Source organism: Mumia zhuanghuii (assembly GCF_042681565.1).
In the GTDB taxonomy this organism is placed as follows: domain Bacteria; phylum Actinomycetota; class Actinomycetes; order Propionibacteriales; family Nocardioidaceae; genus Mumia.
In genome coordinates this window covers 2294345-2306597 of sequence record NZ_JBHUFT010000008.1, presented here as the reverse complement: position 1 = coordinate 2306597, position 12253 = coordinate 2294345, and the positions used below count along the sequence as shown (strand labels likewise).

21 protein-coding genes are annotated in these 12253 nt (G+C 69.6%); 10 read left to right on the top strand and 11 right to left on the bottom strand.

Annotation, left to right across the window (positions count from 1 at the left end):
• Positions 1–26 precede the first annotated feature (26 nt).
• Genes ACFSDF_RS19640 through ACFSDF_RS19630 form a run of 3 tightly spaced genes read right to left on the bottom strand, consistent with a single transcriptional unit; the run spans position 27 to position 1136 of the window.
• Positions 27–260 (bottom strand): VOC family protein, encoded by a 234-nt coding sequence (locus ACFSDF_RS19640; protein WP_167250972.1) that lies wholly within the window; start codon positions 258–260, stop codon positions 27–29.
• 1 nt (position 261) lies between these two features.
• Positions 262–669, bottom strand: coding sequence for a VOC family protein (locus ACFSDF_RS19635; RefSeq protein ID WP_377158822.1), 408 nt, complete (start codon positions 667–669; stop codon positions 262–264).
• Positions 666–1136, bottom strand: a complete 471-nt coding sequence (locus ACFSDF_RS19630; RefSeq protein WP_377158820.1) for a helix-turn-helix transcriptional regulator — start codon at positions 1134–1136, stop codon at positions 666–668. Before ACFSDF_RS19630 ends, ACFSDF_RS19635 begins: the two co-directional genes overlap by 4 nt.
• 87 nt (positions 1137–1223) lie before the next feature.
• On the opposite strand from ACFSDF_RS19630, the gene ACFSDF_RS19625 reads away from it, so the two are divergent.
• The 3 genes from ACFSDF_RS19625 (at position 1224) to ACFSDF_RS19615 (ending at position 2798) form a co-directional block, all read left to right on the top strand.
• Positions 1224–1712, top strand: coding sequence for a DUF2975 domain-containing protein (locus ACFSDF_RS19625; RefSeq protein ID WP_167002685.1), 489 nt, complete (start codon positions 1224–1226; stop codon positions 1710–1712).
• A complete protein-coding gene (locus ACFSDF_RS19620; protein ID WP_167002687.1) occupies positions 1712–1963 on the top strand; it encodes a helix-turn-helix domain-containing protein in 252 nt (83 codons plus the stop codon). The genes ACFSDF_RS19625 and ACFSDF_RS19620 overlap by 1 nt, the downstream gene beginning before the upstream one ends.
• 79 nt (positions 1964–2042) lie before the next feature.
• Entirely contained in the window at positions 2043–2798 is a 756-nt protein-coding gene (locus tag ACFSDF_RS19615; RefSeq protein WP_167002689.1) for an SDR family NAD(P)-dependent oxidoreductase, read from the top strand.
• Here the strand turns inward: ACFSDF_RS19615 and ACFSDF_RS19610 are convergent.
• Positions 2779–3216, bottom strand: a complete 438-nt coding sequence (locus ACFSDF_RS19610; protein ID WP_167002691.1) for a phosphatase domain-containing protein — start codon at positions 3214–3216, stop codon at positions 2779–2781. The two genes, ACFSDF_RS19615 and ACFSDF_RS19610, sit on opposite strands and share 20 nt — an antisense overlap.
• Positions 3217–3225: 9 nt before the next feature.
• Positions 3226–3483: a hypothetical protein gene (locus ACFSDF_RS19605; protein ID WP_377158817.1), complete on the bottom strand. Its 258-nt coding sequence runs from the start codon at positions 3481–3483 to the stop codon at positions 3226–3228.
• Positions 3484–3550: 67 nt separating this feature from the next.
• Between ACFSDF_RS19605 and ACFSDF_RS19600 the strand changes: the two genes are divergently transcribed.
• The 3 genes from ACFSDF_RS19600 to ACFSDF_RS19590 all read left to right on the top strand — a co-directional run bounded on the left by ACFSDF_RS19600 (position 3551) and on the right by ACFSDF_RS19590 (position 5210).
• A complete protein-coding gene (locus ACFSDF_RS19600) occupies positions 3551–3850 on the top strand; it encodes a hypothetical protein (RefSeq protein ID WP_377158815.1) in 300 nt (99 codons plus the stop codon).
• 69 nt (positions 3851–3919) lie between these two features.
• Complete coding sequence (locus tag ACFSDF_RS19595; RefSeq protein WP_167002697.1) at positions 3920–4840, top strand: SMP-30/gluconolactonase/LRE family protein; 921 nt, start codon at positions 3920–3922, stop codon at positions 4838–4840.
• 235 nt (positions 4841–5075) lie between these two features.
• Entirely contained in the window at positions 5076–5210 is a 135-nt protein-coding gene (locus ACFSDF_RS19590) for a hypothetical protein (protein ID WP_377158813.1), read from the top strand.
• Between the two features lie 14 nt (positions 5211–5224).
• On the opposite strand, the gene ACFSDF_RS19585 is transcribed toward ACFSDF_RS19590, so the two are convergent.
• Entirely contained in the window at positions 5225–5656 is a 432-nt protein-coding gene (locus ACFSDF_RS19585; protein ID WP_377158811.1) for a pyridoxamine 5'-phosphate oxidase family protein, read from the bottom strand.
• Positions 5657–5750: 94 nt separating this feature from the next.
• Here ACFSDF_RS19585 and ACFSDF_RS19580 point away from each other — a divergent pair, with 94 nt between their 5' ends.
• Genes ACFSDF_RS19580 through ACFSDF_RS19570 form a run of 3 tightly spaced genes read left to right on the top strand, consistent with a single transcriptional unit; the run spans position 5751 to position 7765 of the window.
• The gene (locus ACFSDF_RS19580; protein ID WP_377158809.1) at positions 5751–6677 is read left to right on the top strand and encodes a sulfite exporter TauE/SafE family protein; all 927 of its coding nucleotides are present in this window, start codon (positions 5751–5753) and stop codon (positions 6675–6677) included.
• 34 nt (positions 6678–6711) lie between these two features.
• Complete coding sequence (locus tag ACFSDF_RS19575; RefSeq protein WP_377158807.1) at positions 6712–7113, top strand: SgcJ/EcaC family oxidoreductase; 402 nt, start codon at positions 6712–6714, stop codon at positions 7111–7113.
• Between the two features lie 25 nt (positions 7114–7138).
• Positions 7139–7765, top strand: coding sequence for a CG0192-related protein (locus ACFSDF_RS19570; protein ID WP_167250960.1), 627 nt, complete (start codon positions 7139–7141; stop codon positions 7763–7765).
• A gap of 3 nt (positions 7766–7768) precedes the next feature.
• Here ACFSDF_RS19570 and ACFSDF_RS19565 read toward each other — a convergent pair whose 3' ends face one another.
• The 5 genes from ACFSDF_RS19565 to ACFSDF_RS19545 all read right to left on the bottom strand — a co-directional run bounded on the left by ACFSDF_RS19565 (position 7769) and on the right by ACFSDF_RS19545 (position 11686).
• The gene (locus ACFSDF_RS19565) at positions 7769–8185 is read right to left on the bottom strand and encodes a VOC family protein (RefSeq protein WP_377158804.1); all 417 of its coding nucleotides are present in this window, start codon (positions 8183–8185) and stop codon (positions 7769–7771) included.
• Between the two features lie 76 nt (positions 8186–8261).
• A complete protein-coding gene (locus ACFSDF_RS19560; protein ID WP_167002709.1) occupies positions 8262–9575 on the bottom strand; it encodes an FtsX-like permease family protein in 1314 nt (437 codons plus the stop codon).
• Positions 9572–10252, bottom strand: a complete 681-nt coding sequence (locus tag ACFSDF_RS19555) for an ABC transporter ATP-binding protein (RefSeq protein WP_377158802.1) — start codon at positions 10250–10252, stop codon at positions 9572–9574. Before ACFSDF_RS19555 ends, ACFSDF_RS19560 begins: the two co-directional genes overlap by 4 nt.
• 26 nt (positions 10253–10278) lie before the next feature.
• Positions 10279–10800, bottom strand: coding sequence for a PadR family transcriptional regulator (locus ACFSDF_RS19550; RefSeq protein WP_167002713.1), 522 nt, complete (start codon positions 10798–10800; stop codon positions 10279–10281).
• A 67-nt stretch (positions 10801–10867) separates the two neighbouring features.
• Entirely contained in the window at positions 10868–11686 is an 819-nt protein-coding gene (locus tag ACFSDF_RS19545) for a helix-turn-helix domain-containing protein (RefSeq protein WP_167004758.1), read from the bottom strand.
• 135 nt (positions 11687–11821) lie between these two features.
• Between ACFSDF_RS19545 and ACFSDF_RS19540 the strand changes: the two genes are divergently transcribed.
• Complete coding sequence (locus ACFSDF_RS19540; RefSeq protein WP_377158800.1) at positions 11822–12202, top strand: nuclear transport factor 2 family protein; 381 nt, start codon at positions 11822–11824, stop codon at positions 12200–12202.
• Positions 12203–12253 lie beyond the last annotated feature (51 nt).

The window sequence follows — 12253 nt, the reverse complement described above, 5'->3', positions numbered from 1 at the left end:
ACCGTCTGTCACACGCAAGCGACCTTCTAGATCGTGCCGTCCGGGGCCTCGAAGACCGTGGAGAATCCGCCGAAGAAGCCCTTCTTAGCGGGCTTGAGCATCCGTGCGCCGCCCCGTACGGCCGACTCGGCGCCCACGTCTGCCGCCAGCTCGGCAACAGGCGCGGACGAGAAGACCGCCGTGTAGAAGTCGTGCGCGGTACGGACGTCGGAGACCCCGAGTGTCGTGTGATCGAGCGCGAGCGTCGCTGTGTCGGCCATGTCAGCTCTGGTTGATGCGAAGGAGGTTGCCGGTCGGGTCGCGGAAGGCACAGTCACGGACCCCGTACGGCTGGTCGGTCGGCTCCTGCACGACATCGGCGCCGCTGGCCACAAGCTTCTCGAAGAGTCCGTCGAGGTCGTCGGTGGCCAGCGCGAGCGAGCCGTACGAGCCCTTGGCGATCAGCTCGAGGATCACGCGACGCTCCTCGTCGGTGATGCCGGGGTCGGCGGCCGGCGGATGGAGGACGATCGAGGTCTCGGGCTGGTTCGGAGGACCGACCGTGAGCCAGCGCATCCCCTCGTAGCCGACGTCGTTGCGTACCTCGAACCCCAGCGTGTCGCGGTAGAAGCCGAGAGCGGCGTCGGCGTCGGTGTGCGGCAGGAACGCGTAGTGGATGGTGATGTTCATGAGGACGACGCTAGTGGCGTCCCGGGCCCACGTGCTTCTCGATTCCTGATCGGCCTCGTCACCTGCCGGGTGTGGCAGGACGGCATCTCGTCGGTGGTCTCAGTCTCCACCGACGCGTTCGCAGCCTCGGCGCGATAGGTGCTCGGGGGGACGCCGACCAGCTCGGTGAACCGCGTGCTGAAGGTGCCGAGGGACGAGCAGCCGACCTCGAAGCAGACGTCGGTGACGCTCATGTCGCCGCGCCGCAGCAGCGCCATCGCCCGCTCGATCCGGCGGGTCATCAGGTAGGAGTACGGCGACTCGCCGTAGGCCGCTCGGAACTGGCGGCTGAGATGACCGGCCGACATGTTGACGCCGCGAGCGAGCGCCTCGACGTCCAAAGGCATGGCGTACTCGCGGTCGATCCGGTCGCGGACACGGCGCAGCTGCGCGAGGTCGCGCAGACGCTGCTCCTCGGCAGTAGTCACCTGCCGATCGTGCCATGGGGAACGAAGGGTTGTCGCGGCATATCGATTAACGATAGATTCAGATCATCATTCGATAGGAGGTGCGCCATGGGGAAGCTCACCGTTCTCGCCCTGCGCGTCGTGCTCGTCCTCGGCCTGCTCGGCTCGTTGTTCGTCCAGGTCGTCATGGTGCCGCTGCTCGCGGTCGACCTGAACGAGGCGCCGACTGCCGTACGGGTGCCCGCCGTCGTGGTCGTGCTCCTCGGGATCGTCACCACGCAGGTCGTCATGGTCTGCGTGTGGCGGCTCCTCACGATGGTGGGTCGCGGCACGGTGTTCTCGCCCGCGTCCTTCCGCTACGTCGACGTGATCGTCGGCGCGGTCGCCGTCGCGTCGCTGCTCACTTTCGCGCTCGGCGTCGTCCTCGCTCCCGGCGAAGCGGTCGCACCCGGGATCGTCCTCCTCGTCGGCGGTGTCGGTCTCATGGTCGCCGGCGTCGCGCTGCTCGTCCTGGTCCTGCGGACTCTGCTCGCTCAGGCGGTGGCCCGTGACGCCGAGGCGACGCATCTGCAGTCCGAGCTCGACGAGGTGATCTGATGCCGATCGTCGTCGACATCGACGTGATGCTCGCCAGGCGCAAGATGTCCGTGGGCGCGCTGGCCGACCGCGTCGGCATCACCCCGGCGAACCTTGCCGTGCTCAAGAACGGCCGCGCCAAGGCCGTACGGTTCACGACCCTCGAGGCGCTGTGCGAGGTGCTCGAGTGCCAGCCCGGTGACCTCCTGCGATGGGAGCCCGAACCCGCGGGTGCGGACGCCGTGAGGGCCCCGGCCGACGGCGCTGCCTGATCTGGGCTGCGCGATCTGGTCAGCCGACCGCGAACCCGCGCGTTAGCCTCCTGACACCCGACACACCCAGGAGGCCCCGATGTCAGAGCTCGACGGCAAGCGCATTTTCGTGACCGGCTCGGCGAGGGGTATCGGGCGTGCCATCGCCGCCCTCGCCATCGCCGAGGGGGCTCAGGTCGTCATCAGCGACGTGGACGCCGACGCCGCCGAGGCGACGCGCGCCGAGCTCAGCGCAGCGGGAACAGCGAACTGCGACGTCTCCGACGAAGCGGCGGTCCAGGCGGCGATCGCATCAGCGGTGGAGATCCTCGGTGGGCTCGACGTCCTCGTGAACAACGCCGGCATCGAAGTCTCGAGCCCGTTGGTCGAGCAGTCCACGGAGAGCTTCGACAAGATCTTCGCCATCAACGTCCGCGGCCCGTTCGTCGCGATGAAGGCGGCAACCCCACACCTCATCGAGTCCGGCGGCAACATCGTCAACATCTCCTCGATCGCCGGTCTCGGAGGCAGCCCGTTGCTCGGGTCGTACTGCGCGACCAAGGCCGCGTTGATCCAGATGACGCGCGTCGCGGCGGTCGAGCTCCGCGCCTCCGGCGTCCGCGTCAACGCCGTGTGCCCGGGATTCGCCGACACCAGCATGGTCGACCGGCTCCGACCTGACTTCGAGGGCGCGACGCAGGTGCCGTTCGGTGACCTGGTCGCCGCGAAGCAGGGGCGCCTCGGCACACCGGAGGACATTGCCGAAGTCGCCTGCTTCTTGGCGTCGGATCGCGCGACGTGGGTGACCGGGAGCAGCTACGTCCTCGACGGCGGCCTCATGGCAAGCCTCGTCTGACGCGGCGGACGAAGCGCCGCTGCCAGGGCGTCTCGACGGCTCGAGGGTGGTAGTGCGCCCGGATCCATGCCACCGCGGCATCCGGCTCCATCCCGTCCAGCACGCACAGCACGGCGAGGGCCGTCCCCGTACGACCGATGCCGCCGCCGCAGCCGATCTCGACGCGCGCGTCCGGAGCGCGGTCGTACGCCTCACGCAGCGTCGACGTCGCCTCGTCAGGATCGGACGGCACCCAGAAGTCACGCCACAGGATCCAGCGCTGCTCCCATGGCCGCGCGGAAGGTCGCTTGCCGGTGAGATGGACGGCGAGCGTCGGCTCGTCACCGGGTTCGCGTGCTGCCCGCAGGCCGCGACCCCGTACGAGGCGGCCGGACGGCAGCCCCACGACTCCGGCGGTCTCGGTGTCCCAGGTCGTCACTCCCCTGTTCTACCGCCTCGTCCGTTCAGCCCGCGGTCGCGAGGAGCCAGTCGGCAGCGACAGCCGGTACGAGGTGAGCAGCGGGAACAGCACGTGCCCGTACGCGTGCGCCCGTACGGTGATGACCGCTCCGACGAAGTAGACGCTCAGACACGTCGCCGCGGCGAGGTTGTCGACGATGAATGCCCGGCGGGTCAGCACGCCGACACCGGAGAAGGCGGTCCACGCGGCAGCGACGATGACGACGACGGTCGGCACGGTGCTCATGGCGAGTCCTCTCGTACGGAAGCGAGTGACCAGTGACGGACCAGGACCGGCTCGGAGCAGACGACAGGTGGCTCGAGGACGCGTTCGAGGCGCAGCACCCGAGGCTGCGCGCCGTCGCGTTCCGCATGCTCGGGTCGCGCGGCGCGGCGCCGCGGCGGTCTCCTCGCAGGCGGTCACGATCAGTCGGCTTCTGCCGTTCGTGCACCACGTCCTCGTCAACGGAGCCGCCGGCGTGGTCGGGGTCCCGTGTCGCGAGGCGCAGGTCGTCATCGCGTTCACGGTCACCGACGGGAAGATCGTCGCGATCGACGTGCTCTCTGATCCCGAGCGACTCGCGTGCCTCGACCTCAGCGGGGTCCTCGACTGAGCCTGGCACTCTGCGCCCGTCCTCGTTACGGTGGCGGAGTCCCCTCCCCGGTCACGAGGAGTGACGACCATGCACCCACGAAAGCTCGTACTCGCCCTTGCCGCCGTGCTCGCCACCGCAGTGCTCGCCCCACCTCCTGCCACCGCGCAGGCCTTTCCTGACCGCCTCGAGCTCCCCGACGGCTTCCTGCCCGAAGGCATCGCGCTCGGTCCCGGACCGACCGCGTGGTTCGGGTCACGTGCCGATGGAGACATCTACGAGGTCGACCTCCGTACAGGCGCCGGGGAGATCATCAGCCAAGGTCCCGGGACGCCGTCGGTCGGGATGAAGTCCGACCGGCACAAGCGGCTCTTCGTCGCCGGAGGGCCGGCGGGTGACGGCCGCGTCGTCAGCTCCCGTACGGGCGAGATCATCGCCTCGTACACGTTCACCAGGGCGGCCTCGTTCGTCAACGACGTCGTCCTCACCAAGCGCAAGGCGTGGTTCACCGACTCGTCGCAGCCTCAGCTGTACGGCGTGCCGCTGCGCCGCAACGGACGTCCGGGCGATCCGTCCGACGTGGTGACGCTGCCGCTGTCGGGCGACTGGGTCCAGGGCACGGGTTTCGCCGCGAACGGGATCACGCAGACGCCCGACCGCAAGGCGCTCCTGGTGGTGAATTCGACGCTCGGCGAGCTTCACCGCGTGAACAAGCGCACCGGCAAGACCCGCAAGGTCGACCTCGGCGACACGTCACTCGTCAACGGCGACGGGATGCTGCTGAAGGGGCGCACCCTGTACGTCGTCCAGAACCGGCTCAACCAGATCGCCGTCCTCACGCTGGACCGCAAGGGACGGAGCGGTCGCCTCGTGAAGGTGATCACCGATCCGGACTTCGACGTGCCGACCACGGTGGCCTCGTTCGGGCGCTGGCTCTATCTGCCGAACGCCAGGTTCACGACGCCGCCGACGCCGGACACTCCGTACTGGGTGACACGCGTCAAGCGCTGACCCGGGCGGCCCCCTTTGTGCCCGGTCTGGTGCTCGTGGGCAATCCACGTGGGTTGGCCAGGACTGCTGCGCCACGACTCACTCAACGGGCTGTTGTCGACGGTGTCGAACCCGAGCCGTTCGTACAGGCGCGTGACGAGCTCCGCGGCTTCGGGGAAGTCGCTGGAGGCCGACAGTGCATGCCGACCGGGGCACCTGCCGGCCGGCCCGCTGTGGTGAGGCACGGCGCCTGGATGTGGGTGAAGGCCTTGACGACCTTCGATTGCGGATCGGCGCCCTCGGGCTTCTCTACGTCGTGACGTGCGGCCTCCTCTACACCGCGATCGGGGTCGGCGTCGCGCTGCTGGCCGAACGGCTTCTGAGGGACTGACGGACGGGGCATGATCACCGCGAGCCTGAAGTGACGTCGATGTCCTCGATCACGGCCGGGTCTGCCCGGTGGTCGGCGTGCCGAGCCCAGGTGAGCCGAATCCGGAGCAGCACGATGCCGCTGACGGACAGCGACGCCTCGTACTGAGGCAGGTCCGCGACGTACGCCTCGACGCATCGCGCGCGATCGTGGCCGGTCGGGACGTCGGCCTCGCCTTCGCCCTGCAGCGTCGTCCCGTCCGAGCCCCCGACGACCAGGGCGACACGAGGGTCCCGGCGCAGGTTCGCGACCTTGCGGGAGGCGGCGCGCGCGTCGAAGACGACCTCCCCACGTGCCGTCATCGTCAGCTCGACGTACGCCGCTTGCGGTGCCCCGCCCGGTCCGACGGTCGTCACGACGCCGTCGCGCCGGGCCCGGACGTACGCCACCATCTGCTCGCGATCCACGGCGAAACGCTAGCGGACGACTTTCTTGCAGCATGAGCAAAAATCTGGTTATGTTTATCGAACCACGTGACTTAAGAGATCTTATGGAGAGTCAATGCGAAGCCTGATCCTTCTCTCGCTCGTCGGCCTCGGAGCCCAGCTGGTCGACGGCAGCCTCGGGATGGCGTACGGCGTGACATCGACGACGCTCCTGCTCGCGATCGGGACGAACCCCGCGGCGGCGTCGGCGACCGTTCACCTCGCGGAGATCGGGACCACGCTCGTCTCTGGCGCTGCGCACTGGCGCTTCGGTAACGTCGACTGGAAGGTCGTCGCCAAGATCGGCATCCCGGGTGCGTTCGGCGCCTTCGCCGGCGCGACGTTCCTGTCGAGCCTCTCCACCGAGATGGCCGCTCCCCTGATGTCGCTGATCCTGCTCGCGCTCGGTCTCTACATCCTCACGCGGTTCACGGTCGCGGGACTTCCGAAGGGCAACCTCGGCAAGCCGCTGCGCAAGCGTTTCCTCACCCCGCTCGGCCTGGTCGCCGGTTTCATCGACTCGACGGGCGGCGGTGGCTGGGGCCCCGTGGGCACGCCGGCGATCCTCGCGAGCGGCCGGCTCGAGCCCCGCAAGACCATCGGCTCGATCGACACCTCGGAGTTCCTCGTGGCGGTCGCCGCGAGCCTCGGCTTCATCGTCGGCATCGGCTCGCAGGGCGTGAACTACTCGTGGGCGCTCGCGCTCCTCATCGGCGGAATGATCGCCGCGCCGATCGCGGCGTGGCTGGTGCGCCACATCCCGCCGCGCGTCCTCGGCTCGCTCGTCGGTGGTCTGATCATCCTCACCAACGTCCGTACGCTCCTCAAGAGCGACTGGATCGATGCGCCGGGTGACGCGCGGTCGGTCGTGTACATCCTCATCGTCGCCCTGTGGGTGTCCGCCGTCGCGTACTCGTTCAAGCGCTACCGAGAGGAGCGTGACGCCGAGCATGCCGAGGTGGCGGAGGCCGTCGAGGCGGGCGAGGGCGCACCCGCCGCTTGACCTCGAGGGCGCTTGAGGTTGCACGGTGGTGTCTATGACCACCGAAACCGCACCCCGTACGGCAGACCTCGACGCGATCGCGCAGGTCGTGGCCACGGTCGAGCACTCCCAGCAGCACAAGGATCCCGACGAGTTCCTCGCCCTCTTCCACCCTGACGCGATCTGGACGACGGGAGGGGGCAAGGTGCTCATCGGCCGCGACGAGATCGCGGCGTTCACCCGCCAGGTCCTCCCGGCGGCCGAGTGGGACGGCAAAGTCACCTACGACGTGGTGCACGTGCTCTTCATCCGCCCGGACGTCGCGGCCGTCAAGGTGCGCCAGCGCTACCTGACGCCCGGCGAGGAGAGCGAGGGCGCGCCGCTCTACGTAATGTCCAAGCAGGAGGGCCGCTGGCTGCTGACCGCCTGCCAGAACACCGGAGTCGTTTCCGACTGAGCAACCCGCGTGGTGGGATGGCGGCATGGCCCTCATCCACCAGACAGCAGAGATCCGTCCGACAAAGCTCGAGCTCCTCGAGGAGTGGGTGCCGCGGCAGCCGTGGGGCAGGTCCGCGGGTGGAGGGCCGCTCGAGCGCGTGGGCGCCTACCGGTTCGACGACCCCGCCGGAGAGGTGGGCATCGAGACGCTCCTCGTACGCCGTGGCGAAGGCCCCGTGCTCCAGGTGCCGCTGACCTATCGTGGGGCGCCGCTCGTGGGGGCGGACGACGCTCTGGTGGGGACGATGGAGCACTCCGTGCTCGGCCCGCGCTGGATCTACGACGGCTGCGGGGACCCGGTATACGTGACGGCGGTGCTCACGGCGATCCTCACCGGCGGCCATCAGGCCGACGAGGTCCTCGAGACCGACACCGGGCTCGTGCCGCGCGAGACCACGACCCTCGTGTCCGGGAGCGGCGGCCCTCGTACGGCAGTCCCGGCTATCGGTTCCCTGTCCGCGGCCAGCGACGCCCATGTCAGCGTCATCGACGCGGGGCCCACGACGGTCGTCGTCCGACGGGTGCTCGACGGGGAGGCGGCGGACGGCGCCGCGACCCTGCGCGGCCGGTGGCCGGGGCAGGACACGGACGTCGTCCTCGTGACTGCCTAACCGTCATGCGGGGCCGGCGATGTTGACCAGCCATCCGACGTCGTATCGATCGGTGAGCATCCCGAAGGCGTCGCCCCACGGGGCCACGGACAGCGGCACCGCGATCATCGCGCCCTCGGACAGCGCGTCCCAGTACGCACGCAGCTCGGCCTCGTCGCTGTTGTCACCGCTGAGGGAGACGGTGCCGTTGGGTGTCGGCTCCCCCATCTCGGCGGGCGTGTCCGCGCCCATGAGCACGAGGCCCGACGGCGTGACGAGCATCGAGTGCATCAGGCGGTCGGCCTCCGCGGCATCCCCGCTCGCGTCGTACTCGGCGAACGTGGCCGTCGTCAGCTCACCACCGAAGACGCCCTGGTAGAAGGTCATCGCGTCGCGCGCCTGGTCGCGGAAGGAAAGGTACGGGTTGAGTCGTGTCGCCATCGTGGGTCTCCGTCGTCTCGGCTGGGCTCTCCCCACTGTCGCGCCGATGGCGGCCTGACGCACACCCTGCCTGAGCTCACTCCGTACGAAGCTGCTCCGGAGAGGTCGCGGCAAGCACCCACGGCCGTACGAGACGCACCGCCAGTGCGCTGGCGACGAGGATGAGGAGCGTCGTCACGATCACCGAGGCGACGACCATCACGACCACGTACGCGGTCGGGTTTGTCAAGATCCCGTAGCCAGCGCCGCCGAGCAGCACCCCCACGATGCCGAGCGGGAGTGTCGCGATCCGTGCCTCGATGCGTTGCGAGTCGATGATCGTCGAGGTCGGCACACCGGTCGCCACGAGCGCGGCCATCTCGCGGCGACGGTCGAGGATCAGCTCGGTTGACCGCACGGCGAGGGTGCCTGCGACGACGAGGAGGGCCAGGAGGACCGCGACGGCGACGATCAGCAGCGACACCGTGAGCTCGCCGTCGGAGCCGTCCGGTGCGTAGCCGACGACCTCGCCCACGAGAACCGCTGCCGTGCCCGTCACGAGACCGATCGCACCGGTGGCGGCCGCAGCGCGTCCCGCGGGGTGTGGATCGGACTGCAACCGTCTGCACGCCAGCAGCGCAGCCGCGGTCGAGGCGTACGGCCGGAGCAGGGCAGCAGTCCGGTAGGTGGCGGCCGGCGCGAGGAGGGCAAGGCCGATCACGAGGAGGGCGAGTAGGGCGAGCGTGGCGACCTGCGACGCGGCGGTCGGCACCAGTGCAAGCACGGGGATCGCGATGAGCGCAAGGCCCGGCCACGTGCGTGGTGGCCGACGGGGCCGTCGGGCCGTGGTGGCAGCAACACGAGTGCCCGATCGCGCCCCTACGAGTACGGCGTAGGCGACGATCGCGCCGACCACCACGAGCGTCGCGACGCCAGGTCCGACCGTCGTCGGGACGAACCCGCCCGTACCGCTCATGCGCTCACCGTTCAGGAGCCATCGCAGGACGGCGAAGCCGCCGATCCCGAGCACCGCGCCGACCAGCGCAGGTGCGGCAACCTCGAGTGCTCCCCAGCGCTGGAGGTCACGGCGCGTCGCTCCGGCGATCGCGAGCGCCCGGTAGCGAGCCTCGCGGCCGCTCGACCCAAGACGGACCGCTTGGTCCAGGAGCAGCGCGAAAGGCACGACCATAAGGACCACAGCGAACGTGGCACCGCCGCGCGTACCCGGATCACCGATCGGCCCGAAGAGGTGCTCTCCGTGCATCGACGCGTCGTACTCGCTGACCAACGACAGCCTGACATACGACGCCGCGACGAGCAGGAGCGTGCTCGCGACGCCCGTGGTAAAGGCGATGAGCAGGGCGCGTCCGATCCCGCTGGTCTGCAGAATCATCACCGGCAGGCGGGTCACGCGACGACCTCCGCGGCATCTGTACGGCCGTCGCGCAGCACGACCTCGCGGTCCGCAAAGGCGGCGACACGGTTGTCGTGGGTGACGACCACGAGCGCAGCACCGATGTCTCCCGTCGCTTCTACGAGGACCTGCATCGTCCGCTCGGCGCCGACCGTGTCCAGGGCGCCGGTCGGCTCGTCGGCGAGCACCAGCTTCGGTGCGGTGATCAGCGCGCGAGCGATCGCGACGCGCTGCCCCTCTCCCCCGGACAGGTCGGAAGCGAGCGACTCGGCGCACTCCTCGACGCCCAGGTGTGCGAGCCATCCGCGGGCCACGGTCGCCGACGCGTGACGATCTCTGCGCTCGAGCAGCAGCGGGAGCGCGACGTTCTCGAGCGCGGTCAGCTCTGGGACCAGGCGTCCAAACTGCAGCACGAGACCGATCTCGCGCCGCCGCAGGCGCGTCCGATCGTCAGCCGACAGAGCGTCGACGCGGGTCCCGTCGAACGTGACGGTGCCCGCCTCGGGCGCGATCACGCCGGCGATGCACTGCAGCAGCGTCGACTTGCCGCTGCCGGACGGCCCGGTGATCGCGACCCGTTCGCCGGGTTCGATCGTCAGTGAGGCGCCGCGGAGTGCCACCGTTCGCCCGAAAGCCTTGTGCAGGCCGGTCGCGGCGACGAGAGGGTCAGTCATGGGGGCTCCTTCGTACGGGGTGGGCGTCATCGTGGGGTCTGCGCTTCTGCGACCCGTTCGTATGCCGCCTCGAGCCAGCGCAGGTCGGCATCGAGGTGGGCGATGGTGTGATCGACGGCGATGCGCTGTGCCATGTCGTGGATCGCCGACCGCTCGTGGGTGAGCTGCCGCATGGCATCGAGATGAGCGGCCCGCTGCCTCGCGAGGAACCCAGCGGCGTCGGTGCTGGTGCGCAGCGCGGTGACGGCCTTGCGGACGAGCTCATCGGCTCCGTATCCGCTCGGTGATTCCGCCGTGGCGAGCCACTCCTTCAGCATCGTGGAGCCGGCCGTGGTGATCGCGTACACGATCCGCTCGGGCCCCCTGCCCGGTACGGTCTCGACCTCCTCGGCCGCGTCGTCGCGGACCAGCCGGGCGAGCGTCGCGTAGACCTGCCCGTACGCCAGCGGCTTCGCCGACGGGAACCACGTGTCGTACTCGTGCTTGAGGTCGTAACCGTGCGCGGGACGCCGAGCGAGGACGCCGAGAAGGACGTGCGCGAGAGCCATGTCGGCAGGTATACACCATGTGTATACCTGCTGGGAAGCGCTTTGCTGAGGTCAATTCGTGCGGGTCTCAACCCATGGCAGTGGTGCTGACGTTCGCACCGAGCCACTGGCGTGTGGCGTCGTCGGCGGGCACGAAGGTCTCGATCGCCAGTTCGGCCACCGTCACGTCCACCGGCGTGCCGAAGGTCGAGATGATCGACAAGAACGTCAGCACGTCGTCTCCGACCCGGACGATCATCGGGACGAACACCTGACCGCCGGCGGGACCGCGTTCGTCCGAACCCGCGGGCACCTCGTACGCCGCGAGCTCGTCGTGGAGCGCGAACATCTCGTCGTCGCCCCGCGCCTCGGCTCCGCGACGAAGGCCGGCGAGAACCGACACGCGCCACTGCGCGAGGTTCACGAGGTGCGGCGCGAGCCCGTCCGGATGAAGCGTGAGCCGCAGCGCGTTCACCTGGCCGGTGAGCAGGGCGGGCGACGCGAGCGACGTCAGAGCGGCGACGCCGGCGTTCGCGTCGACGACGTTCCAGAGCCGGTCGACGGCGAGCGCAGGGTACGGCTCGTGCGCGACGAGCACCTCGCGTACGGCGGCGCGCGCCGCCTCGAGGTCGGTGTGGTCGAGCGGCCGCTCCGGGAAGGCAGGTGCGAAGCCGCCGGCCAGCAGCATCCTGTTCTGGTCACGTGTCGGCACGTCGAGAGCGTCGGCCAGGCGCAGGATCATGTCGCTGCTCGGCCGAGAGCGGCCGGTCTCCACGAAGCTGATGTGGCGGGTCGAGATCCCAGTCTCCGACGACAGCGCGAGCTGGCTGTAGCGCCGCCGTGTCCGCCACGTCCGCAGCTGGTCTCCCAGGGTGTCCGTTCCGGCCCGTGCCGTCTCCGTCTGCATCGTCACGTTGTCCACTCTGACGCATCCGCCGATCAGCGACCATGACCTCCGAGGTCATCGACACGCCTCCCTCTCCCCCGTCACGGTGGAGCCTCGACCGAGCCGCACGGCGGCTCCCTACGGAAGGACCGACCGATGACCGAGCTGACCACGACGCCGTATGAGACGCTCCTCGCGGACTACCTGGCGTTCTGGAATGAGACCGACGCGGATGCCCGTGCAACCCTCGCCGACCGTACGTTCACGCCGGACGTCTCCTACACCGACCCGCAGGCGGCCGTGACCGGCCGTGAGGCACTGACCGATCTCGTTGGGGCGCTCCAGGCCCAGCTGCCAGGGATGCGCTTCACGCCCGGCGACCTCGTGGACGGCCACCACGACCTCGTCCGGTTCACCTGGAACCTTGGTCCCGAGGGCGCGCCCGACACGATCGTCGGCGCCGATGTCGCACTGCTGTCGCCGGAGGGCCGCATGAGCTACATCGCCGGGTTCCTCGACCGCGTCCCGCAGGGCTGACCAACTCGCCGGGCTTACCCCTCGCCCTCTCTCGCCGTAGCCTGGCGGGAG

What these genes read in the sequence shown, in the direction of transcription:
- ACFSDF_RS19640 (WP_167250972.1), bottom strand. Translation starts at nt 260, where the DNA reads ATGGCCGACACAGCGACGCTCGCGCTCGATCACACGACACTCGGGGTC.
- ACFSDF_RS19635 (WP_377158822.1), bottom strand. Translation starts at nt 669, where the DNA reads ATGAACATCACCATCCACTACGCGTTCCTGCCGCACACCGACGCCGAC.
- ACFSDF_RS19625 (WP_167002685.1), top strand. Translation starts at nt 1,224, where the DNA reads ATGGGGAAGCTCACCGTTCTCGCCCTGCGCGTCGTGCTCGTCCTCGGC.
- ACFSDF_RS19620 (WP_167002687.1), top strand. Translation starts at nt 1,712, where the DNA reads ATGCCGATCGTCGTCGACATCGACGTGATGCTCGCCAGGCGCAAGATG.
- ACFSDF_RS19615 (WP_167002689.1), top strand. Translation starts at nt 2,043, where the DNA reads ATGTCAGAGCTCGACGGCAAGCGCATTTTCGTGACCGGCTCGGCGAGG.
- ACFSDF_RS19605 (WP_377158817.1), bottom strand. Translation starts at nt 3,483, where the DNA reads ATGAGCACCGTGCCGACCGTCGTCGTCATCGTCGCTGCCGCGTGGACC.
- ACFSDF_RS19595 (WP_167002697.1), top strand. Translation starts at nt 3,920, where the DNA reads ATGCACCCACGAAAGCTCGTACTCGCCCTTGCCGCCGTGCTCGCCACC.
- ACFSDF_RS19580 (WP_377158809.1), top strand. Translation starts at nt 5,751, where the DNA reads ATGCGAAGCCTGATCCTTCTCTCGCTCGTCGGCCTCGGAGCCCAGCTG.
- ACFSDF_RS19575 (WP_377158807.1), top strand. Translation starts at nt 6,712, where the DNA reads ATGACCACCGAAACCGCACCCCGTACGGCAGACCTCGACGCGATCGCG.
- ACFSDF_RS19570 (WP_167250960.1), top strand. Translation starts at nt 7,139, where the DNA reads ATGGCCCTCATCCACCAGACAGCAGAGATCCGTCCGACAAAGCTCGAG.
- ACFSDF_RS19565 (WP_377158804.1), bottom strand. Translation starts at nt 8,185, where the DNA reads ATGGCGACACGACTCAACCCGTACCTTTCCTTCCGCGACCAGGCGCGC.
- ACFSDF_RS19555 (WP_377158802.1), bottom strand. Translation starts at nt 10,252, where the DNA reads ATGACTGACCCTCTCGTCGCCGCGACCGGCCTGCACAAGGCTTTCGGG.
- ACFSDF_RS19550 (WP_167002713.1), bottom strand. Translation starts at nt 10,800, where the DNA reads ATGGCTCTCGCGCACGTCCTTCTCGGCGTCCTCGCTCGGCGTCCCGCG.
- ACFSDF_RS19545 (WP_167004758.1), bottom strand. Translation starts at nt 11,686, where the DNA reads ATGCAGACGGAGACGGCACGGGCCGGAACGGACACCCTGGGAGACCAG.
- ACFSDF_RS19540 (WP_377158800.1), top strand. Translation starts at nt 11,822, where the DNA reads ATGACCGAGCTGACCACGACGCCGTATGAGACGCTCCTCGCGGACTAC.